General features: G+C 60.6%; 20 protein-coding genes. 7 read left to right on the forward strand and 13 right to left on the reverse strand.

Annotation, left to right across the window (positions count from 1 at the left end; all coding sequences use genetic code 11):
• Nucleotides 1–39: 39 nt before the first annotated feature.
• The 4 genes from thrC to ACUUL3_RS04480 all read left to right on the forward strand — a co-directional run bounded on the left by thrC (nt 40) and on the right by ACUUL3_RS04480 (nt 4,819).
• Nucleotides 40–1,431: a threonine synthase gene (gene thrC, locus ACUUL3_RS04465; protein WP_448554974.1), complete on the forward strand. Its 1,392-nt coding sequence runs from the start codon at nt 40–42 to the stop codon at nt 1,429–1,431.
• Between the two features lie 98 nt (nt 1,432–1,529).
• Nucleotides 1,530–2,603, forward strand: coding sequence for an ATP-binding protein (locus ACUUL3_RS04470; RefSeq protein WP_448554976.1), 1,074 nt, complete (start codon nt 1,530–1,532; stop codon nt 2,601–2,603).
• Nucleotides 2,604–2,641: 38 nt separating this feature from the next.
• Nucleotides 2,642–3,478, forward strand: coding sequence for a purine-nucleoside phosphorylase (locus tag ACUUL3_RS04475; RefSeq protein WP_448554978.1), 837 nt, complete (start codon nt 2,642–2,644; stop codon nt 3,476–3,478).
• 12 nt (nt 3,479–3,490) lie between these two features.
• Entirely contained in the window at nt 3,491–4,819 is a 1,329-nt protein-coding gene (locus tag ACUUL3_RS04480) for an amidohydrolase (RefSeq protein WP_448554980.1), read from the forward strand.
• Between the two features lie 6 nt (nt 4,820–4,825).
• On the opposite strand, the gene ACUUL3_RS04485 is transcribed toward ACUUL3_RS04480, so the two are convergent.
• From ACUUL3_RS04485 to ACUUL3_RS04500, 4 genes are read right to left on the reverse strand one after another with little or no spacing between them, the layout of a single operon-like run.
• Nucleotides 4,826–5,665, reverse strand: coding sequence for a metal ABC transporter permease (locus ACUUL3_RS04485; protein ID WP_448554982.1), 840 nt, complete (start codon nt 5,663–5,665; stop codon nt 4,826–4,828).
• Complete coding sequence (locus ACUUL3_RS04490; RefSeq protein WP_448554984.1) at nt 5,652–6,416, reverse strand: metal ABC transporter ATP-binding protein; 765 nt, start codon at nt 6,414–6,416, stop codon at nt 5,652–5,654. The genes ACUUL3_RS04485 and ACUUL3_RS04490 overlap by 14 nt, the downstream gene beginning before the upstream one ends.
• Before the next feature lie 22 nt (nt 6,417–6,438).
• On the reverse strand, nt 6,439–7,341 hold the full coding sequence (locus tag ACUUL3_RS04495) for a metal ABC transporter solute-binding protein, Zn/Mn family (RefSeq protein WP_448554986.1): 903 nt from the start codon (nt 7,339–7,341) through the stop codon (nt 6,439–6,441).
• Nucleotides 7,329–7,604, reverse strand: coding sequence for a CopG family transcriptional regulator (locus ACUUL3_RS04500; RefSeq protein ID WP_448554988.1), 276 nt, complete (start codon nt 7,602–7,604; stop codon nt 7,329–7,331). Before ACUUL3_RS04500 ends, ACUUL3_RS04495 begins: the two co-directional genes overlap by 13 nt.
• Nucleotides 7,605–7,829: 225 nt before the next feature.
• Here ACUUL3_RS04500 and tatA point away from each other — a divergent pair, with 225 nt between their 5' ends.
• The 3 genes from tatA (at nt 7,830) to ACUUL3_RS04515 (ending at nt 10,370) form a co-directional block, all read left to right on the forward strand.
• The gene (gene tatA / locus ACUUL3_RS04505; RefSeq protein WP_448554990.1) at nt 7,830–8,024 is read left to right on the forward strand and encodes a twin-arginine translocase TatA/TatE family subunit; all 195 of its coding nucleotides are present in this window, start codon (nt 7,830–7,832) and stop codon (nt 8,022–8,024) included.
• 55 nt (nt 8,025–8,079) lie between these two features.
• Nucleotides 8,080–8,331 carry a Sec-independent protein translocase subunit TatA/TatB gene (locus ACUUL3_RS04510; RefSeq protein WP_448554992.1) on the forward strand — a complete coding sequence of 84 codons (252 nt, stop codon included), beginning with the start codon at nt 8,080–8,082 and terminating at the stop codon, nt 8,329–8,331.
• Nucleotides 8,332–8,588: 257 nt separating this feature from the next.
• Nucleotides 8,589–10,370: an eIF2A-related protein gene (locus ACUUL3_RS04515; RefSeq protein WP_448554994.1), complete on the forward strand. Its 1,782-nt coding sequence runs from the start codon at nt 8,589–8,591 to the stop codon at nt 10,368–10,370.
• An 82-nt stretch (nt 10,371–10,452) separates the two neighbouring features.
• Here the strand turns inward: ACUUL3_RS04515 and ACUUL3_RS04520 are convergent, their stop codons facing one another.
• The 9 genes from ACUUL3_RS04520 to ACUUL3_RS04560 form a co-directional block, all read right to left on the reverse strand.
• On the reverse strand, nt 10,453–11,736 hold the full coding sequence (locus ACUUL3_RS04520; RefSeq protein WP_448554996.1) for a class II fructose-bisphosphate aldolase: 1,284 nt from the start codon (nt 11,734–11,736) through the stop codon (nt 10,453–10,455).
• 125 nt (nt 11,737–11,861) lie between these two features.
• Complete coding sequence (locus ACUUL3_RS04525) at nt 11,862–12,248, reverse strand: response regulator (protein ID WP_448554998.1); 387 nt, start codon at nt 12,246–12,248, stop codon at nt 11,862–11,864.
• 85 nt (nt 12,249–12,333) lie between these two features.
• On the reverse strand, nt 12,334–13,620 hold the full coding sequence (locus tag ACUUL3_RS04530) for an MFS transporter (RefSeq protein WP_448555000.1): 1,287 nt from the start codon (nt 13,618–13,620) through the stop codon (nt 12,334–12,336).
• Nucleotides 13,617–14,210 carry a CDP-alcohol phosphatidyltransferase family protein gene (locus ACUUL3_RS04535; RefSeq protein ID WP_448555002.1) on the reverse strand — a complete coding sequence of 198 codons (594 nt, stop codon included), beginning with the start codon at nt 14,208–14,210 and terminating at the stop codon, nt 13,617–13,619. Before ACUUL3_RS04535 ends, ACUUL3_RS04530 begins: the two co-directional genes overlap by 4 nt.
• Nucleotides 14,211–14,218: 8 nt before the next feature.
• Entirely contained in the window at nt 14,219–14,635 is a 417-nt protein-coding gene (locus tag ACUUL3_RS04540; protein WP_448555004.1) for a secondary thiamine-phosphate synthase enzyme YjbQ, read from the reverse strand.
• 122 nt (nt 14,636–14,757) lie between these two features.
• On the reverse strand, nt 14,758–15,183 hold the full coding sequence (locus ACUUL3_RS04545; RefSeq protein WP_448555006.1) for a response regulator: 426 nt from the start codon (nt 15,181–15,183) through the stop codon (nt 14,758–14,760).
• A gap of 80 nt (nt 15,184–15,263) precedes the next feature.
• Nucleotides 15,264–16,055: an Hpt domain-containing response regulator gene (locus tag ACUUL3_RS04550; protein ID WP_448555008.1), complete on the reverse strand. Its 792-nt coding sequence runs from the start codon at nt 16,053–16,055 to the stop codon at nt 15,264–15,266.
• 48 nt (nt 16,056–16,103) lie between these two features.
• Nucleotides 16,104–17,975 carry a GNAT family N-acetyltransferase gene (locus ACUUL3_RS04555; RefSeq protein WP_448555010.1) on the reverse strand — a complete coding sequence of 624 codons (1,872 nt, stop codon included), beginning with the start codon at nt 17,973–17,975 and terminating at the stop codon, nt 16,104–16,106.
• Complete coding sequence (locus ACUUL3_RS04560; RefSeq protein ID WP_448555012.1) at nt 17,972–20,077, reverse strand: acetate--CoA ligase family protein; 2,106 nt, start codon at nt 20,075–20,077, stop codon at nt 17,972–17,974. The genes ACUUL3_RS04555 and ACUUL3_RS04560 overlap by 4 nt, the downstream gene beginning before the upstream one ends.
• Nucleotides 20,078–20,143 lie beyond the last annotated feature (66 nt).

A 20,143-nucleotide genomic window follows, 5' to 3' on the forward strand; every position in this document is an offset into this window, starting at 1 on the left:
AACACACTACACCTGGAAAACGAACAAGTGAGGAGAGTCATGAAATATATCAGCACCAGGGGCGGCATCGCCCCGGTATCGTTCACCGAGGCCGTGATGATGGGCCTGGCCACGGACGGCGGCCTGCTGCTGCCGGAGCGCATCGAGGCGGTGGCCGCCGAAACCCTGGAAAAGTGGCGGAGCCTCTCCTATCCGGATCTGGCCTTTGCCGTACTCAGCCGTTTTGTCGACGATATCCCGGCCGCCGACCTCAAGGAGCTGATCGACCGCTCCTACAGCACCTTCAGTCACAAGGAGGTCACCCCGCTGGTCAAGCACGGCGACTGCCATATCGTGGAGCTTTTCCATGGCCCGACCCTGGCCTTCAAGGACGTGGCCCTCCAGTTTCTCGGCAATGTCTTCGAGTATCTTCTCAAGAAGTCCGGCGGCAGGATGAACATCCTCGGCGCCACCTCCGGTGATACGGGCAGTGCCGCCATTTACGGCGTACGGGGCAAGGAGCGCATCAATATCTTCATCCTCCACCCCTACAAGCGGGTGAGCCCGATCCAGGAACTGCAGATGACCACGGTCACCGACGCCAACGTCTTCAATCTGGCGGTGCGCGGCACCTTTGACGACGGCCAGGCCATCGTCAAGGCGATCTTCAATGATATTCCCTTCAAGGAGAAGCTGAACCTCGGCGCGGTCAATTCCATCAACTGGGCCCGCATCCTCGCCCAGGTGGTCTATTATGTCTACGCAGCCTTGAAGATTGGCGGCGAGGAGAAGGTTCCCCAGGTTGATTTCGCCGTGCCCACCGGCAATTTCGGCGACATCTTCGCCGGTTATGTGGCAAGGCGCCTGCTGCCCGGTCGAATCCGCAACCTGATTCTGGCCACCAATGAAAACAATTTGCTCAGCCGCTTTGTCCTGAACGGCGACTATTCCCTCGGCAAGGTGGTGCAGACCGTGAGCCCCTCCATGGATATCCAGGTGGCAAGCAACTTTGAACGCTATCTCTATTACTTGAACGGTGAGGACGCCGACCGGACCCGCAGGGAGATGGAGGCCTTTGCCAGGAGCGGCAGCATGCAGTTCGACGATGCGGCCCAGGAACGGGTTCGCGCCGACTTTGCCTCGCGGAGCGTCAGCGAGGAGGAAACCATCGCCACCATCGGCTCCTTTTGCAAGGAGCATGGCTATATCCTCGACCCGCACACCGCGGTGGGGGTCAAGGCAGGCCTTGCCTGCCGCGAGGAGGGCGTGCCCCTGATCTGTCTTGCCACCGCCCATCCGGCCAAGTTCGGCGCGGCGGTGAAACAGGCCATCGGCAGGGAGCCGGAGCTGCCGCCGGCTCTTGCCGCGCTGGCCGGCAAGGAGAGCCGCTGCGAGGTGGTGGCGGCCGAGATCGCCACGGTGAAATCCTTTGTGGCGGCGCATGCCCTCTAATTTCTTGCGGATCTTGGGTTTGCCTGTGCTATAATGCCGGTGTGACGGACAATGGCCAATATTTTTAAAGCTTTGTGACTCTATGGGATAGGCCGGACTTGAAAGGATCAGAACTCGTTGAACCGCTGAAACAGATCGATCTCTTTCATTTTTTTTCCGAAGAGGAGTTGAACTCCTTTGCCAGAAAGGTCAAGAAGGTGCCGCTTGCCAGCGGAGAAGTGCTTTTCCGCGAGGGGGAGCAGGGCCAGGAGATGTACATTCTCCTCAGCGGCCTGCTGAAGATATTCCGGGGAAACAGGGTGATCGACATCATCCGGCCCGGCAATTACATCGGCGAGATGGCCATCATCGAAAAACAGCCACGTTCCGCCAGCGTCGCCGCCCTTGAAGACTCCGTGCTTCTCCGGGTTCCCTACACGGTTTTCGCCGAATACTTTGCCCAGCAGCCCAAGTCCCTGGTCGCCATGATGCAGACCCTGAGCAAACGGATCCGCCGCGACGGCGAGATTCTGGCCCAGGAATTCGAGCAGATCAACATCCTGGTCCATGACATGAAGAATCTGCTCACCCCCCTGCACCTCCTTGAGGTGCTTCAACGCCAGGAGCCGGCCCCGGGCGGAGACGCCTATCTCGCCTGCATGATCAAGGCCCGGGAGAATCTGCTCGCCCTCATGGAGCGGGCCCTGGCCCATGTCAAGCGCCAGCAGTGCATCACCCCCATTGTCAGGGATTCGTTGCCGGTCCTGCTTGCCGAGCTGCAGGAAACGGCCTGGCCGTTGCATCCCGACATCGGCGGCCGTGGAATCAAGGTGAAGGTCGCGGGCAGCCTGCCGGATTTCCCCTTTTCTTCCCTGGGCCTGCGCAGGGTCCTGGTCAATCTGGTGGTGAACGGCGCCCAGGCAAGCCAGCCGGCAAGCGAAATCATCATTGACCTCGGCCAGGAGAAGGGGATGGCGGTGATCCGGGTCATTGACCAGGGGCAGGGCATTGCCGAGGCGCTGCAGGGGAAGGTTTTTCAGCCCCATTTCACCACCAAGCCCGAAGGCAGCGGCCTGGGGCTCATCTCCTGCAAGCAGATCATCGAGGAAAGCCACCGCGGCAGCCTTACCTTTCAGTCGCAGGCGGGCAGGGGGACGACCTTCACCATCAGGCTGCCCATGGAAAGGATATAAGCGGTTGTATTCCTGATTTTCGCCGCGGGTGGGGAACAATGGAAGCGTTCAAGGCAAAAGTCGATGAAGCCGTAACCTTTTTGCGGCAAAGGATAACGGAAGCCCCGGAAGTCATTCTGGTCTTGGGCACGGGCCTGAGCGGGCTTGGGGAAAGGATCGAGGCGGATCTTGTTCTGCCCTACGAAATGATTCCCAACTTTCCGCGCTCCACGGTGACCAGCCATGCCGGCAATCTGCTTTTCGGCCGCCTGTGCGGAAAAGCCGTGGCCGTCCTGCAGGGGCGCTTCCATTATTACGAAGGCTATTCCACCCGGGAACTCACCTTTCCGATCCGGGTCCTGGCCCTGCTTGGCGCGAAGATCATGATCGTCTCCAACGCCGCCGGTGGTCTCAATCCGGACTTTGCGCCCGGCACCCTCATGATCCTTGAGGATCATCTCAACTTTATCCCGGACAATCCCCTGCGCGGCCCCAACATCGACGACTGGGGCCCGCGTTTCCCGGATCTTTCCGCGCCATACGACCGCCAATTGATAGCTTCCTCCCTGGCCTGCGCCGAACGGCTGGGATTAAAGCGGATCGCCACCGGCGTCTATGTGGCCATCCCGGGTCCCAGTCTGGAGACGCCGGCGGAAACAAGATACCTGCGTCGGTGCGGCGCCGACAGCGTGGGCATGTCCACGGTGCCCGAGGTGATCGTCGCCATCCATGCCGGACTCAGGGTGCTGGGCATTTCGGTGGTTTCAAACGTCAATGACCCGGACAACTTCAAGCCCATCATCCTCACGGAGATCATCGAAGAGACAAGGAAGGCAGAGGGGAGGCTCCTGCGCCTGCTGCTGGAGATTTTAGCGACTGTGACAAGCAACGAATAACAGGGGATGGCGATGGAGCCGACAAGTGAAGCGAATCTGCTGGTGACCGGAATCGTCCTCAGCATGGACGAAAATAACAGGGTGATCGAGGACGGCGCCGTGGCGGTTGCCGGCGATACCATTGTCGCGGTCGGCCCGCGCGCGGTGCTGGCCGGTCGTTATCCCGACGCCGAGCGGCTCGGGGCGGACTACGGCCTGGTGATGCCCGGGCTCGTCAACACGCACACCCATGCGGCCATGGCCTGCTTCAGGGGGCTGGCCGACGATCTGCCCTTGATGACCTGGCTGCACGACTATATCTTTCCGGTGGAGGGAAAACTCACCGCCGAGATGGTCTACCATTCCTCCCTCCTTTCCATGGCCGAGATGATCAAGTCCGGCACCACCTGTTTTTGCGACATGTACCTTTTTGCCAAGGAGGTGGCGCGCGCCACCGCGGATGCCGGGATGCGCGGCTGGCTCGGCGAGGTGCTCTATGATTTTCCCTCCCCCAACTATGGTGAATCAGGAAACGGTTTCGCCTATGTCGAGGAGCTTTTTGCCGAGTACCGCAACCACCCGCTCATCTCCATAACCGTTGATCCCCATGCCGTCTACACCTGTTCGCCGGATCTGCTCACCCGCCTGAAACGCCTGGCGGAAAGGCATAACGCCCCGTACGTGATCCATCTTGCCGAAACCAGGGACGAGGTGGCAGGCTGTCTCAGGCAGCACGGCAAAACGCCGGTCAGGCATCTGGACGCCCTGGGGCTTCTTGACGGCCAGGTTGTCGCGGACCATTGCGTGGTGCTCGACGAAGAGGAGATCGCTCTTCTCGCCGAGCGCGGGGTCAGGGTTGCCCATTGCCCGGAAAGCAACATGAAGCTCGCCTCCGGGGTGGCGCCGGTGCCGGAGCTGCTCGCGGCCGGGGTGACGGTGGGTCTGGGCACCGACGGGGCGGCCAGCAACAACGATGTGGACATGTTCGGCGAAATGGATACGGCGGCCAAACTGCACAAGGTGCATCGTCTCGATCCCACGGTGATGAGCGCCGAGACGACCCTTGCCCTGGCGACCCTGGGCGGAGCCGCGCTTCTTGGGGCCGGGGATAAAATAGGCAGCCTTGCGCCTGGCAAAAAGGCCGATCTCATCGTTCTCGATCTGGACAAGCCGCATCTGACGCCGATGTACAACATCCCCTCGCATCTGGTCTATGCGGCAAGGGGATCCGATGTGGTTCATTCGGTGATCAACGGCCGGGTGGTGATGAAGGAGAGAATCCTTCTCAGTCTGGACGAGGAGGCGGTTCTTGCCAAAATCAACGAGATCGGCAGGGGGATCAGGCGGCAGGTTGGGCGGTAGCAGGTATCAGCGGGCAAATGCTTTTTTGCCGGTCAGCACCGCCAGGTAGGCAAAACCGGCGATGACGATGATGACGGGACCGCTGGGCAAATCGTAGTTGTAGCTCACCGCAAGGCCCGTGCTGATGAAGATGAGGCAGCAGAGGCAGGCCAGGGCCATCATCTGCGCCAGGCCCTTGGCGAAGCTGCTCGCCACCGCCGCCGGCAGGGTGAGCAGGGCGATGACCATGACGATCCCCACCACCCGCACGAGCAGGACCACCGTGAGAGCGGTCAGACAGAGGAGCAGCAGGTAGTAGAGGTCGGTGCGGATGCCGCGCAGCCGGGCATACTCTTCGTCAAAGCAGACGGCCAGAAACTTGTGGTAAAAAAGGACGGCCGTCCCCACCACCAGCCCATCCAGGGCCAGAACCAGCCAGAGATCGGATTTGGCGATGAGCAGGATGTTGCCGAACAGGTAGCTCATCGGTTCGATGTAGCCGGGGGTTTTCGCGATGAAGAGCAGGCCCAGGGCCATGCCGATGGACCAGAGGGCGCCGATCACTGTGTCTTCACGCTGGTTGGCGTGCATGCTCACCAGGCCGATGATGATGGCGGCGAGCAGGGCGGCGATGACGGCGCCGGTCAAGGGGCCGAACCAGGAGATTCCCAGTTTGTGCTGCAGAAAGAGGCCGGCCCCGATGCCGCCAAGAACGCAATGGGCAATGGCGCCGGCGATGTAGGAGATGCGGCGGGCCACCACGTAGGTGCCGATGATGCCGAAGGCAATGCTGGCCAGGATGCCGGTGCAGAAGGCATAGCGGAAAAAGGGGATGGCCGGGTCCGTGAGGGCGTTAAGGAATTCCATGGCCGCAGTGCCCTCCTTCCGAACAACGGTGGTCATGCCGGATCATCCGGATGTCGCCGCCGTACATGTTGCGGATCAATTCGCCGGTCAGTTCGCTGGTGGGGTGGATCACCACCTGACGGTTGACGCAGGCGATGCTTTTGAAAAAGGACGAGGCGAAACCCACGTCGTGGGTCACCAGCAGGACGGTGAGCCGTTCGTTGAGTTTTTCCAGCACCTCAAAGAGATGTTTTTCCGAGGCTGCGTCGATATTGGCCGTCGGTTCGTCCAGAAGCAGGATTTTGCCCGTCGAGGCCAGGGCCCGGGCAATGAGCGCCCGTTGCCGTTGCCCACCGGAGATTTCGGCAAAAAGGCGGCCGGAAAGGTCGGCGAGGCCCATCTCGTCAAGGGCGGCGCGGGCGGCCTCCCGGTCGCTTTTCCGGTAGGAGAAGCAGCGGAGCCTGTCCAGGCGGCCCATGAGCACCACATCAAGCACCGTCACCGGAAACTGCGGGTCAAAGCGGGCATACTGGGGTACGTATCCCACCTGCAGGCGCGCCTTTTCGGGTGTAACACCCAAAACCTCAATCTCGCCGCGACTGGGGGCAATCAGGCCGAGGATCAATTTGATCAGCGTGGTTTTGCCGCCGCCGTTGGGGCCGACGATGCAGAGGGACTCCCCGTTCGGAATGTCCAGGGTGACGTTTTCAAGAACCGGGACTCCGTTGTATGCAAAAAAGAGATTCTTGATGGAGACGGCCTGGGCGGACATGGCGATTTTCCTTTCCGCTTCTTTATTGCAGCGCCTTGGCGATTTCGTCGGCCATGACGAGCAGATTGTCGAGGATATCCTCGGATAGAGGGTCGATGGCGACCACGGCGCCGTCGATGGCCTTGGCGATTACCTGGGCGTTGCGGGTCTCGAACTGGGGCTGGACAAAGATGATTTTCACCTCCTCGCTTTTCGCCTGGTGGATGAGGGCGGCTAGCTGCTTGGGCGACGGGGATTTTCCCCCGACCTCGACCGCCTTCTGGCGCAGGCCGTATTCCCTGGCGAAGTAGCCGAAGGCGGGATGAAAAACGTAGAAGGTCCGGCCTGCGTGGGGGGCGAGTAATTTTCTGATTCGGCTGTCGCAACGCGCGATTTCGGCGAGCAGGGACGCCAGATTTTCCCGGTAGACCGCCTGGTTGCCCGGATCCTTGTCGCAGAGGGCTTTGCCGATGTTTTCCGCCATGATCGCAAGGGCGCCGGGGGAAAGCCAGACATGGGGGTCTGTTTCCTCTTCGTGCCCGTGGTGGTGATCGTCTTCGATAGTGACCTTTGCGATGCCCGCCGTGGTGTCGACGATGACGAGATTTTTCCGGTCGCGGAGCTTGGCTCCGATCTGTGTTTCAAAGGGCAGTCCGCTGGTGAAGTAGAGGGAGGCCCCGGCCAGCTCCTGAACCTGGCGGGGTTTGGGCTCGAAGGTGTGCGGGTCCTGGCCGGCCTTGACCATGACGTGGCTGCGGACGTGCGGGCCGCCGATGCGGGAAACGATGGCCCCCTGGGGGGGCAGGCTGACGAAGACGTCGAGTCGGGCGTGGCAGGCGGGGGCGGAAAGATGGAGTATGCCGCAGGCGGCAGAGAGCAAAAACGGCAGGAGGAGCAAGATCCGCGCTGTCCGCCGTCCGCTGCCGGGTTGGTTCAGTGGATGCATTTGCCCTCCCCCGCCTCGCAGACCAGATGGATGGCGTTGCATTCCCTGCATTTTTCCAGGGAGTGGGTGGAGAGGAATTTTGCCCAGTGTTTTTGCTGTTCTTCACTGAGGATGCCGGTGCCCTGGCAAAGAGGGCAGCCGTTTTCCAGGGCATGGAGAATGGCGTTTCTGATGAATTCCGACCGGTTCGGCACCTGTTTCAATGCCTCGGCAAGGGTTTCGTCAACCTTGAAGGTTATGGTATCCTGTTTTTTCTGGCGCATCTGCTTCCTCTCCGTGGTCACCGATTCTGCCTGATTGTATTACAATGTGTTACCTGTGGCAATGGAAATGTGGGGGATTCCTTTGGATGGGGTGGGGCAAGGGAAAAATAAAAGAGGTTTGCTTCCCTGCTTTTTTTGTTGTACATATACGATTTGTTCCATCAATGTGTGATTGCGTCGCCTTCTGGCGCCGCGCGATTGCCCTACTATCTGAAGGAGTGCATCATGTTTGGACTTGGAATGCCTGAACTCATAGTTATCCTGGTGATCATCGTGATCATCTTCGGGGCGGGCAAGTTGCCGGAAATCGGCTCCGGAATCGGGCAGGGGATCAAAAATTTCAAGAAGGCCACGAAAGACGAGGCGAAGCAGGAAAAGATCGAAGAGAAAAAGGATGACGGGGCTTCCGGGGCCGCGTGATTTGGAATTCAGCTTTTATTCCGCCCATTGCGGCGCGGGCAAAGGAGGATGAGTTATGTTTGGCTTGGGGACTCCAGAGTTGATCGTGATTTTAGGCATCGCCTTCCTGGTCTTTGGCGGGAAAAAGCTTCCCGAGCTCGGCTCCGGTCTTGGCAAGGCGATCACCTCTTTTAAAAAGGGCCTGCGTGATGTGGAGGATGGCGGCAAGAGTCTGGTGGAAGAGAATATCCCCGGCGTGAAAGAGGTTGCTACCCTGAAACAGGAAGTGGACAAGGTGAAGGACCTGGGCAGCGCCTTCAGTAAATAATACGAGCGGATCAGAATGGGCAAGGCAGGCGGATTGATATAATCTGTCTGCCTTTTTTTGTGTATTTTTACTCTCTTGCTTGTCCCGGGCCTTAAAATGCAGGTAAACTATTCACAGTCTGCTGGCGGTTCGCCTTGCCGTCGCGGCTCAGGTTTCAGCCCGCGCCCGGGGTGTGGGCGAGGGAAGGGGGAATTCGTCATGAACCAGGGGGAGGAAGAATGACTTTGCAGGGTTCTGTTGTTTTCAGCCGTAATAGCATGGGTTTTCTGTTGGTTATGGTTTCGCTTCTGTTTGCCGTTTTCCCGCCGTTGGTGTCGGCGGCCACCTCGCCTGATCTGCTCAAAATCCTGCAAGGCCATCAGAGCAATACCATCAATGCCGTTGCCTGTTCCGCCGACGGCCAGAAAATCGCCTCCGGTGACGACGACGGCGGTATCCGGGTCTGGGATCTCGGCACCGGCAACCCTTTGCTGAGCCTTGGCGAGGATTTGCGCAGCGTCAGGGCACTGGCCTTCTCACCGGACGGGCAGTTTCTCGCCGCGGCTACGGTTGCCGGCCGCCGTGGCCATGCCGTGCAGATCTGGGATCTGGCAAACGGCCAACTTCTCCATGACATGCGGGAGCATACCCAGCTGATCAATGATCTTGCCTGGTCGCCGGACGGCAAGCGCATTGCTTCGGTGAGCAACGACAACACCCTCCGTATCTGGAATCTGAGGTATGGCACCCTGGAAACCACGGAAAAACAGACCGGAAACAATATCCTTTCCCTTGCCTGGTCGCCGGACGGCAGGAAAATCGTCGCCACCGAGAACTGGGACGGGATCATTGAGATGTGGGATGCGGTGAATGTCCGTTTGGCCAATTCCTTCAAGGGGCATGCCGATTGGGCCCTCTGCGTTGCCTATTCTCCGGACGGTACGCAGTTCGTCACCGGCAGCCGCGACGGGTCGGTACATGTCTGGGATGCCGAGACCGGCAAGCTGGTGAAGGTGTTGCGGGATCCGGAACTCGATGCCGTCAACGCCGTGGCCTATTCTCCGGACGGGCGCCATGTGACGGCAGCCACCCAGAGCCAGCGGATTCTGGTCTGGCAATCCGCCAGCGGCAAGCTGGTGAATTTTTACGAAGGACATCAACTGTCGGTCACCGACCTCTCTTTTGTCGTCTCCGGCCGTTATCTGGTTTCCGCCGGCCTGGACGGCACGGTCCGCATCTGGAACGGCCCCGGTCAGGGTGGCCCCGAGTCGCTTTATGCCCAGGCCTTCAAGTATGAAAACGGCGTCGATCCCATGGGCAAGGACGCCGCCGAGGCGGCGAAGCTCTACCGGCAGGCGGCGGAAAAAGGTAATGCCGAGGCGCAGTACCGGCTGGGGCTGATGTACAGCCTAGGAGACGGCGTGGCCCAGAGCCGGGAAGAGGCGAGAAAGTTGTGGGCCCTCGCTGCGGAGCAGGGCAATGCCGCTGCCAAGGCTGAGCTTGAGGGCGGCCAGCAGCCGGACAGGGTGTTGGCGTCTCCGCCGCCGGTGGTGGAGGAGGCGAAGGCGACACCGGTTGAGGTGAAAACCATCGAGCCGGAGGAGAAAAAGGCCAGGCCCGCCCAGACGCATGCTCCCGCCAGGCAGGCGCAGGTCGCCAAGGTTGCGGTGCCTTCGTCCCCTGCTTCGATGGGAAAAGACAAGGAGGCTCTCTATGACGACGGGATGAAGCTCTTCAAGGGGGAAGGGGTGGCCAAGGACCATGCCCGGGCCTTCAAGCTTTTTTCCCAGGCCGCGGAGATGGGGCATGCCAAGGCCCAGTACCGGCTCGGCTTCATGTACAGCCTTGGCCGGGGCGTCAGGAAGGATGACAAGCAGGCGGTGCACTGGTGGCGGAAGGCGGCCGGCCAGAATGACCCGGATGCCCAGTACTATCTGGGGTACATGCATGAGATCGGCGCCGGGGTGAAGCAGGATCTTGCCGAAGCCAAGCAGTGGTATCAGAAGGCAGCCGCCAACGGCAGCATCAATGCCGTGCAGAGCCTGAAGATGCTGCCCTGATATAGAACAACGCAGCCGGACCATAAAAAAAGGGGGAGCAATCGCTCCCCCTTTTTTTATGGTTTTCCTTGCCGGCGTTTCCTCAGTCGTCGAAATCTCCCTGCGGGCCCTTGTCGCTGTCAAGGGAGGCCGCTCTTTTGGCTATCATCGCGGCGCTCCAGTTTGCCGGATCTTCGAGGCGGTCGATCTTTGCCCCCATGTCGTAGGTGCCTTTTTGCAGAATGGCGGCAACGGCCAGGGGGGCGGTATCCTGCGCGTTGAACACATTGACGAGCAGGTTGTGGACAAACTCCTCGACCCGTTTTGCCATCCGTTCCCGGATCGCCCGCGGCTGGCCCATCAGCCTGGGTTCAAAGGGCAGGTTCAGGCTCTTGTAGTTGCCCTTTTTCCAGCCCTTGCCCTCGGCGTACTCCACCATCTGTTTCCACATGGCTTCCGTAACCCCGGCATCCTTGACCTTGATAAAGTTGCCTTCCGCATCCAGAATGGCGTTGCCGTAGTCGTTCACCTCAAGGCCCCAGGAGATCATCTGCAGAGCGGTGGCGACATTGGCTTTGGTGGTCGAGGTTTTCGCGGCGATTTCCCGCAGCCGCTCCGAGCTGTTGCCCGAGGTGCCATGCTGGGCTCCGGAAATTTTATAGGGGGCGAGTCTGGCGTGGATATCGGCGGTAAGACCCACCTGGATGCCCAGGCCGCTCTCCTCGATGCCGTGGGTGGTGCCGTTGTTCAGTGCGATCCAGTCCGGAAAGATATTGTGGGCGTTCAGGCCCTGGATCAGAAAGAGCGCTTCTTCCGCGGTGGAGAGGCCCTGGTCGCCCTTGATCTCGCCGATCTCCGTTTCCAGCCCGGCCCAGGCCGGCACGAACTGCGCCAGGGCCAGGTTGGTGAGCAGATTCTTGTCGTCGGGCAGATGGGAGGCATCGATGGCGATGGAGGTGATTCCCGCCTCGAAGATGGTGGGGATCTCCACCTTGGCGAAATCGATATCCGCTTCCTTCTTGATGCCGTAATGATCGGCATGGATGGCCACCGGGACGGTGATGCCAAGCTCGTTCATGGCCTGATCCACCTGGCGGGCGATGTTCCAGTAATTGACCGGACAGTAGGCATTGGCGCCGCCTTCGGAGCGGGCGATTTCGATGATGATCGCCGCATTGGCGCGCTGGGCGGCAAGCAGGGCGCCGCGGATGATGAAGTTGTTGCGGCCGTTGGCGGCAATGGTCATTGCCCTGCCCTTTGCCATGAGGGCGCGGTCGATCACCTTGCCGCTGACGATCAGGGCCTTGGAGTTGGGGAAAAGTTTGACCACGTTGGGTGGCCTGCCGACAGAGAGAGCCTTTGCAAAATCTGCCTGGGAGACAGACATGGGGAACCTCCTTTTCGTGCTGAGAAATTTTATACGGATGAGTCCATTATAGTGGAATCAGGGAATGCGTCAGCAAAAAAACCGGATGAAAAACGCTGTTTTTCCGGCGGCGCGGCCTTCTCCTCCTATTGGGCGAGAAGCTCTTCGATGACCCGCAGCTTGTTGCGGGTGATGGGCTTTTTCACCACCGCACCCACCAGGGATTTGTCGTTGAGCGGATGCATCTGGTCGATCTGCCGGGTTTCCAGCATGGAGCAGAGGACGATCTTGGGTTTTTTGACGATCTTGCCACAACGGTAACATTCATGCACCACATCAAGAACCGTCCTGCCGTCGACCAGGGGCATGAGCATGTCGAGAAACAGCAGGTCAGGGTTCTTCTTGAAAAAATAAAAGAGCCCCTGGGCGCCATTGGGCGCCTCGCTGATCTTGCAGTCCGGGTACATGGTTTTCAGGTGGTTTTTCAAGACGTTTCGCGCCACCGTATCATCGTCAATGATCAAAAAATGCATGGAGGATGCCTTGCCTTGCTTGTCGCGGGTTCAGGAATTTTCTTGGCTACTATATAACGGGAAGAAGGCGGGCTGCAAAGAGTTTTTAGGCGGCAGCCGCGCTTTGTCGGCCTTTGCCGGGAACCCGGAGCAAAAGCAGGGCGCCTGCCGCAAAAAAGAGAAGAACGGTGGCCATGCCGGCCCGCTGGCTTTGCCAGTACGTGGTTGCCCAGCCCAGGAGCAGGGGGCCCAGGAAGGAAGTGATCTTACCCGAGAGGGTGAAGAAGCCGAAAAACTCGGCGCGGTGCCTTTCCGGCGTCAGTCTGGCCATGAGCGAGCGGCTTGCCGACTGGTTGGGTCCGGTGAAAAAACCGATGACGCAGCCCGCGATCCAGAACATGAAGCGGTCGCGGGTGAGAACGGCAAGAAGGCTGCCGGCGGCGAGGGCGACAAGGCTGATGAGGATGACGGTCCTGCCACCGAGCCGATCGTCCAATCTGCCCATGAGCAGGGCGCCGAGCCCGGCGGCAATGTTCAAGGCGATTCCGAAGACAAGGACTTCGGAGAAGCGCATCTGGAAGGTGCCGGCCGCGTAAATGCCGCCGAAGGCGATGATGGTGACGAGCCCGTCATTATAAAGGAGATGGGCAAGAAGAAACTTCCGCACCTTCGGATAGCGATGCAGATCCTTGCAGGTTTGCCGGAGGGCGGAGTGCCGGCAGACCGGGGCGTCGTTGGCGCCAGCGGGGCTCTCCCGGGGAACGAGGCGGAACAGGGGCAGGCTGAAGAGGAGAAACCAGAGCGCCACCAGCAGGTTGCTTGCCCGGTACTGAAAGCCTGCCTCGGTGGGCACCGGCCAGATTGGGGTGTCCGTCACCAGGGTGAGACCGGCCAGACAGAGACAGAAGAGGCCGCCAAGATAGCCGAATCCCCAGCCATAGCCGGAGACGGCGCCCAGTTTGTCCGGGGTGGTCACGGCGGGCAGCATGGCGTTGTAGAAGACGATGCCCAGTTCAAAGGCGACATTGGCGATGATGAAAAGGGCAAGTGCCCAGGTCGCCGCATTGGGCAGCTCCGGGGAGACAAAGGTAAGGAGGGCGGTGGCGACCATACAGAGGAGGGAGGCGCGAATCAGGTAGGCGCGGCGCTTGCCGAGGCGGTCGGCCGCGGCCCCGAGAAAGGGGGAGAGGAGGGCGACCAGAAGCGCGCTGATGGTGATGCCCCGCGCCCAGAGAGTGGTGCCGGCGGTGGGATCGGCCGCCATATTCCGGATATAGTAAGCGGCATAGACAAAGGTAACCACCAGGGTGGTGAAGGCGGAGTTCGCCCAGTCGTAGAGGCACCAGGCAAAGATCAGCCGTTTTTCGGCGGGGATGGCGTGGGAGAGTTTCATGCCTGCGGCTCTTTCTTTTTTCTCTCCCGCTGTTGGCGGCGCAGATGCCAGAGGCTGGGAATGTTCGCCTGCCAGTGTTCGAGGCCCAGGGTGATTGCCATCTCTTCCAGTTCGGCCAGCAGAAACAGGAGGATGGCGGTCCGGAAGGGCCAGGCCGGACCGGCGAGGAGGAGCAGCGGAGTGGCGAGGCCCAGGAGGATCGCGGCGGTTTTTGCCGCCCAGGTGTGATAGCTGGTCAGGCTGCCGAATTTGAGAAAACCGAGGATGATCGGGATCAGAAAGCCGACCAGGCCCAGGAGGATGAAGGCCTGTTCGCGACGGACAAGCTCTGGCCAGAGCAGCCAGACGCCAAGGGGAGCGGCAAGGTAGGTGGCAAGATCGCCCAGGCTGTCGAGCCTCGCCCCCCATTCGGAAACCTGCCGAAGGCGCCGGGCAAGAAAGCCGTCCAGGGCGTCGCTTAACAGCGAGAGGATGAAAAGGAGGAGAAACGCCTGCCGGTTGCCAGCAAGAGCGGCCAGGACCAGCAGCGGCGCGATGAGAACGCGGAGAATGCTCAACAGATTCGGGATGGTGAACGCTCTTTCCGGCAAGGTGATCGCTATTCCCCGATGATTTTTACCAGCACCCTTTTTTTGCGGCCGCCGTCGAATTCGCCGTAAAAAATCTGCTCCCAGGGTCCGAAGTCGAGTTTGCCGTTTGTTACGGCCACCACCACTTCGCGGCCCATGACCTGCCTTTTGAGATGGGCGTCGGCATTGTCCTCATAACCGTTGTGGCGATATTGGGAAACCGGTTCGTGCGGGGCAAGCTTTTCAAGCCACACCTCGTAATCGTGGTGCAGGCCTGATTCATCGTCATTGATGAAAACCGAGGCGGTGATGTGCATGGCGTTCACCAGAATCAACCCCTCCTTGATTTTCGATTCGCGCAGGCACTCTTCCACCTGCGGGGTGATATTGATAAAGGCGCGGCGGCCCGGGACGTTGAAAAGAAGCTCCTTGCGAAAGCTTTTCATGGTTCGTGAATCCTTATTGCTGTTGGGATGCTGGCCTGCCTGGAAATAAATCATTCTTGCAGAGAATGGAAGGGCGGTAAAGGAGAACTTTCACTGCTCACGGCGCGGGACGGGTGGCGCGGTCAAGGAGGAGGCTGGCGCAGCCCTTCGGCCAGTTCCGGAAAGTAACCGGGCAGGATCATGGCTGCGTTCCAGCTTTGCCGGATCAGGGTTTTGCTGATGACAGGGACTTCCACTCCGGCGGCGCTCATCGCCGCCAGCACCCTTTCCATGGGCGTGCCGCTGAAGAGAACAAAGCGGAGGTCCCGGCGTTTTTCCGTGACGAGGAGTTTTGCCGCAAGGCTGATCCCGTCCAGCACATCCATCTCGTAATCGGAGAGAATGTTTTTTATCCCTTCCTGCTCAAGCAGCGCATAGGCTTCCCGGCCGTTTTCCGCCTCATGGATGTTCTTGGGCGGCACTCCGGCTGCTTCCAGGCGAAGCCGTACCACCATGCGGATGAATTCGGCATTGTCCGCGATAAGAATTTTTCCGTAACCAGGGTCCATGGCTTCCTTGCGCCGAAGTGTGCCCGCCGCCAAAAAAATGTTGGCGTATTCCCCTATGGCGCGGGACTCAGCGGGTTTTCTCAGCCATCCAGCCGCAGTTTTAGTTTTTGTTCCGTCAGGCGGCGCAGGGCGTTGTAGGCTTCCTGTATCTCCGGATGGAGGGTAAAAGCCTCGGTTTTCTTGCCAGCCCGGATGAGGAGAGTGAGTTTCTCCGCAAGCGCCGCCAGGGCGTCTGCCGTGAAGATGGTGGCGGAGCCCTTGATGCTGTGGCAACAGGCCAGGACCGCCGCGCTGTCCGTTCGGGACATTGCCTCGGCCAGACGGCGTATCTGCTTGCCGGTGTCGCTGAAAAAGGCCTTGGCGATGATCCGGACGGTCTCCTCGTCGCCATAGGTGCCCATCAGGACGGCGAGGTTCAGGACGGCCGGAACCGCCATCTCCTTCGGCAGGGCATTCGCCGGGGGCCGGCCCGTCCGGTTCAGGGTCAGTTTCTTTTCAACGGCGGCATAGAGCGCCTCCGGATCGAAGTTTTTTTCCACATAGCCGTCAAATCCAGCGGCAAGAAAGCGTTCCCGTTCCCCCGCGGGTTCGGCGGTCAGGGCGAGAACCGGGATCCGGTCGGTGCCGGCGGTTGCCTTGATCTTCCGCGTGGTTTCGATGCCATCCATGCCGGGCAGGCCGATGTCCATGAGAATGAGCTGAAAATCCGGTTGGGAGGAAAGCCTGGCCAAGGCCTCTTCCCCGCTTTTTGCGCCTACCGTTCGCCAGCCCCGTTCGGCCAGCATGGTGGTGAGTATTTCCAGGTTGAAGTCCACGTCTTCAACCACCAGAATGCGGATCTGGTTTGTCGTGCCATCGTCTGGAGAATGCATTCTCCCTCCCTCTCCACTGGTTTTCCCCCTCGCGGCCATGATACCCCATTAAAAATCAATCTGAAAGCTGTAAACATCTTCCTCCAGACTGCTTTTTACCTTGAACCCGCAGTGGAGAAAAATGGCCTGCATCCGCTTGTTGTCGCGCAATACCTCGGCGGAAAAGCCGGAAATGCCGTTTCTCTTGGCAATGGTGACCAGATGGCGGAAAAGAAAGGTGCCGATGTGCTTGTTCTGCCATTCGTCGCGGATCACAAAGGCCACCTCGGCCCGGTTGGTTTTGGCATCCAGATAGTAGCGGCCGATGGCGATGATCTCTTCGCCGTGCGCCTCGGGGACCGTGCCGACGATGGCCGCGTCCTTGCGGTGGTCGATGTAGACGAAGTTCTGGATCTGCTTGTGACCGAAGCGCTGGCTGTGGGTCATGAAGCGGTAGTAGAGGGTTTCCTGGGAGAGCGCGTAGAGGATGTCCCGCATGCGCGGTTCGTCGGTCAGATGTACCGGCCGGAAATTGATCTGGGTGCCGTCCTCCAGGAGCATGGTGGTGTTCATCTCCTGGGAGGCGATCATGAAGCGGCCCTCCACCTCGGCAAGATCCTGGCGAAGGTATTTTGCCTCCAGGGCTTCCCGGAAAAGCTTCTCCCGGAATTTCGGGTGGGCGATGCTGATCAGGGCCAGGGACCGCTCCTGCACGCTCTTGCCGTGCAGGTATGCGACCCCGTATTCCGTGGCCACGTAATGGACCTCGCCACGGGTGGTGACCACGCCGGCGCCGGGGGTAAGACAGGTGACGATCCGGGAGACGGTGCCGGCCCGGGCGGTGGATTCCATGGCGATGATCGCCTTGCCGGCCGTGGAGCGCGAGGCGCCCCTGTTGAAATCCACCTGGCCGCCGATTCCCGAGTAGAAGAGGGAGCCCAGGGAATCGGCGCAGACCTGGCCGGTGAGGTCGATTTCGAGGGCCATGTTGATGGCCACCATCTTGTGCTGCTTGCCGATGATGTAGGAGTCGTTGACGTATTCGGTGGGCCGGAAGCAGAAGAGAGGGTTGTTGTCGATGTAGTCGTAAAGCCTCTGGGTGCCCATGCAGAAACTGGCCACGATCCGGCCCTTGTCCGTGCTCTTCCGGTTGCCGGTGACCGCGCCCGATTCCACCAGATCGATGATGGAATCGGTGAGCATCTCCGTGTGGATGCCCAGGTCTTTTTTCTCGGTCAGGAACTCCACCAGGGCGTGGGGGATGCGGCCGATGCCGAATTCGATGGTGGAGCCGTCTTCGATCAGGGCGGCGATATGCTGACCGATGCGGCGGGTGTCTTCGGAAACGGGTTGGGTTTCCCGCTCAAGGATCTGCGCCTCGGCCGGCACCAGAAGATCGAGGTCGTAGATGTCAAGAAAGCTGTCGCCCAGGGTTTTCGGCATCAGCGGGTTTACCTGGGCAATGACCAGGGAGGCGTTTTCCGCCGCGCTCTTCACGATGTCCACCGAGACCCCCAGGCTCACCTTGCCGCGGGCGTCCGGCTGCGTCACCTGGATGAGGGCAACGTCGATGGGAAGCTGGCCGGAGCTGAAAAGGGTCGGAATATCGGAAAGAAGAATGGGCGTGTAGTTGCCCAGGCCCTGCTGGATGTGCTCGCGGATGTTGCTGCCGATGAAGAAGCTGTTCACCGAGAAGCAGTCGGCCAGCTTGCTGCTGGCGTAAGGGGCGTCGCCCTTGGTGAGAAGCTGGATGATCTCCACGTCGGCAAGTTCGCCGGCCCGTTCGGTGAGGGCGTTGACCAGCAGCACCGGTTCGGCGCAGGCCGTGCCGATGAAGACCCGCTGTCCCGGTTTGATCCGGGCCGCGGCCTGGGCGGGAGTGGCCAGCATGTCCTGATACTTCCGCTGCCAGTCGCTGTCGTAGCTGTTTGCGCTGTTCATGGCGTGATCTCCATGGCGTGCAGGGTCATGCGGGCGTCGGCCACCACCGGTTCGGTGCCGATCTCCCCGACAATGAAGGGGTTGATGTCAAGTTCCGCGATCTGGGGAAAATCGGTGGTGAGCTGGCTGATCCGCTGCAGGCCGGTGGCGATGGCGGCCAGGTCCACGCCGCGGTGGCCGCGCTTGCCCTTCAAAATCTCGTAGGAGCGGGTGCTCATCAGCATCTGGATGGCCTCCTCCCTGGTGATGGGAGCCAGGTGGAAGGTGACGTCCTTCATCACCTCGACGAAGATGCCGCCCAGGCCGAACATGAGCATGGGGCCGAACTGGGGGTCGCGGTTCATGCCGATGATCACCTCCAACCCCCGGGCCAGCATTTTTTCCACATAGATCCCCTCGATCCAGGCATCCGGCGCCCGCTGGGCGATGCGGAGCATCATGAGATCGTAGGCGTCCTCCACCGCTTCGCGGTTGGTCACGTTGAGCCGGACGCCGCCCAGGTCCGATTTGTGGATGATGTCCGGAGAGACGATCTTCATGGCCACCGGATAACCGATGCGTTCGGCGATTTCCACGGCTTCGCTGGCCTTGGTGGCCAGGTAGCCGTCCGGGATCTGGAAACCGTAGGCATCGAGAATGCTCTTGGCCTTGACCTCGCCGATCTGCAGGCGGTTGGTCCTGAGCCTTCTGGTGATGATGCGTTCCACCCTTCGCCGGTTCACGGGAAAACGGGTGACAATCCGAGGCGGCCTTCTACGCCAGGCCGCGTATTCCACCATGGCCTTCAGCGCGGCCACGGCCCGCTCCGGCGAGGGATAATCGGGCAATCCTGCCGCCACCAGCTCGTCGCGGCCGGGCATCACATCGGCGCCGCCCATGAAGGCGGCCACCACCGGCTTGTCACCGGAAAGGCAACCGGCGATGGCCCGGGCGGTTTCCGCCGGTTTGGTCATGGCCTGCGGGGTCAGGATCACCACGATGGCGTCCACGGCCGGATCATCCTGGGCGGCGGTGAGAGCGGCCACGTAGCGGGCCGGCTCGGCATCGCCGAGAACGTCGATGGGGTTGCCGACGCTGGCTGCGGCGGGCAACTTGGCGCGCAGGGAGGTGGTGGTATTGCGGTCGATGCTGGTTACGGTCATTCCGGCCTTTTCCACGGCGTCCGCCGCCATGGTGCCCGGGCCGCCTGCGTTGGTGATGATCAGGACCCGGTCGCCCTTGGGCAACGGCTGCATGGCCAGCAAGGTGGCGTAGTCGAACAGGGCTTCGAAGGTATCGGCCCGGATGACGCCGGAGCGTTTGAAGGCGGCGCCGTAGGCGATCTCCGCCCCGGACAGTACGCCGGTATGGGAGGAGGCTGCCCTCTGTCCGGCCGCGGTGGTGCCGGCCTTGAGGATGACCACCGGCTTGGCGGTGGCCGCTTCGGTGGCTGCCTTGACAAATTCGTCGCCGCAGGCGATGTCTTCGAGATAGGCGATGATAACCCGGCTCTGGTCGTCGGCGGCCAGGGCGACAAGGAGATCTCCTTCGCTGAGGAGCGCCTTGTTGCCCAGGCTCACCATCTTGCCGATGCCCAGGTGGCGGCCGGCGGCGAGATCCAGGATCGCGGTGCACAGGGCACCGGATTGGGAAATCACTGAAATGCCGCCAGGTTGCGGCATGCGGGCGGCAAAGGAGGCGTTCATCCTGTGCTCGGTGTTGATCAGACCAAGGCAGTTGGGGCCGAGGAGCGGCACCTTGCGGTTTCGGCACAGTTCCGCGATTCTTGCCTCGAGTTCCGCGCCCTCCTTGCCGGTTTCCTTGAATCCCGCGGTGATGATCACGATCGCTCCGGTCCGGGCGTCCAGCGCCTCCTGGACCGCGGTCAGCACCAAGGGGGCGGGCAGGACGACGATGCTGAGATCGATCTTTTTCCCGGCGGATTTCAGGTTTTTGAAACAGGGCAGGCCGGCAATCTCGTCAGCCCCGGGATTGATGGGGATGATCTCGCCTTCATACCCGCCGGTCTTGAGATTGGCGACGATGTCGTGGCCCACCTTGCCCGGGGTGCGCGAGGCGCCGATGACCGCAATGGTTTTGGGTGCAAAGAGTTGTGTGAGCATGGGGCGTCCTCGGGAAATCAAGAATGAAAATTTGCGAACGAGAAATGCAGGAGCCTCCTCCTTTGT

It is taken from the genome of Thiovibrio sp. JS02, assembly GCF_053485635.1.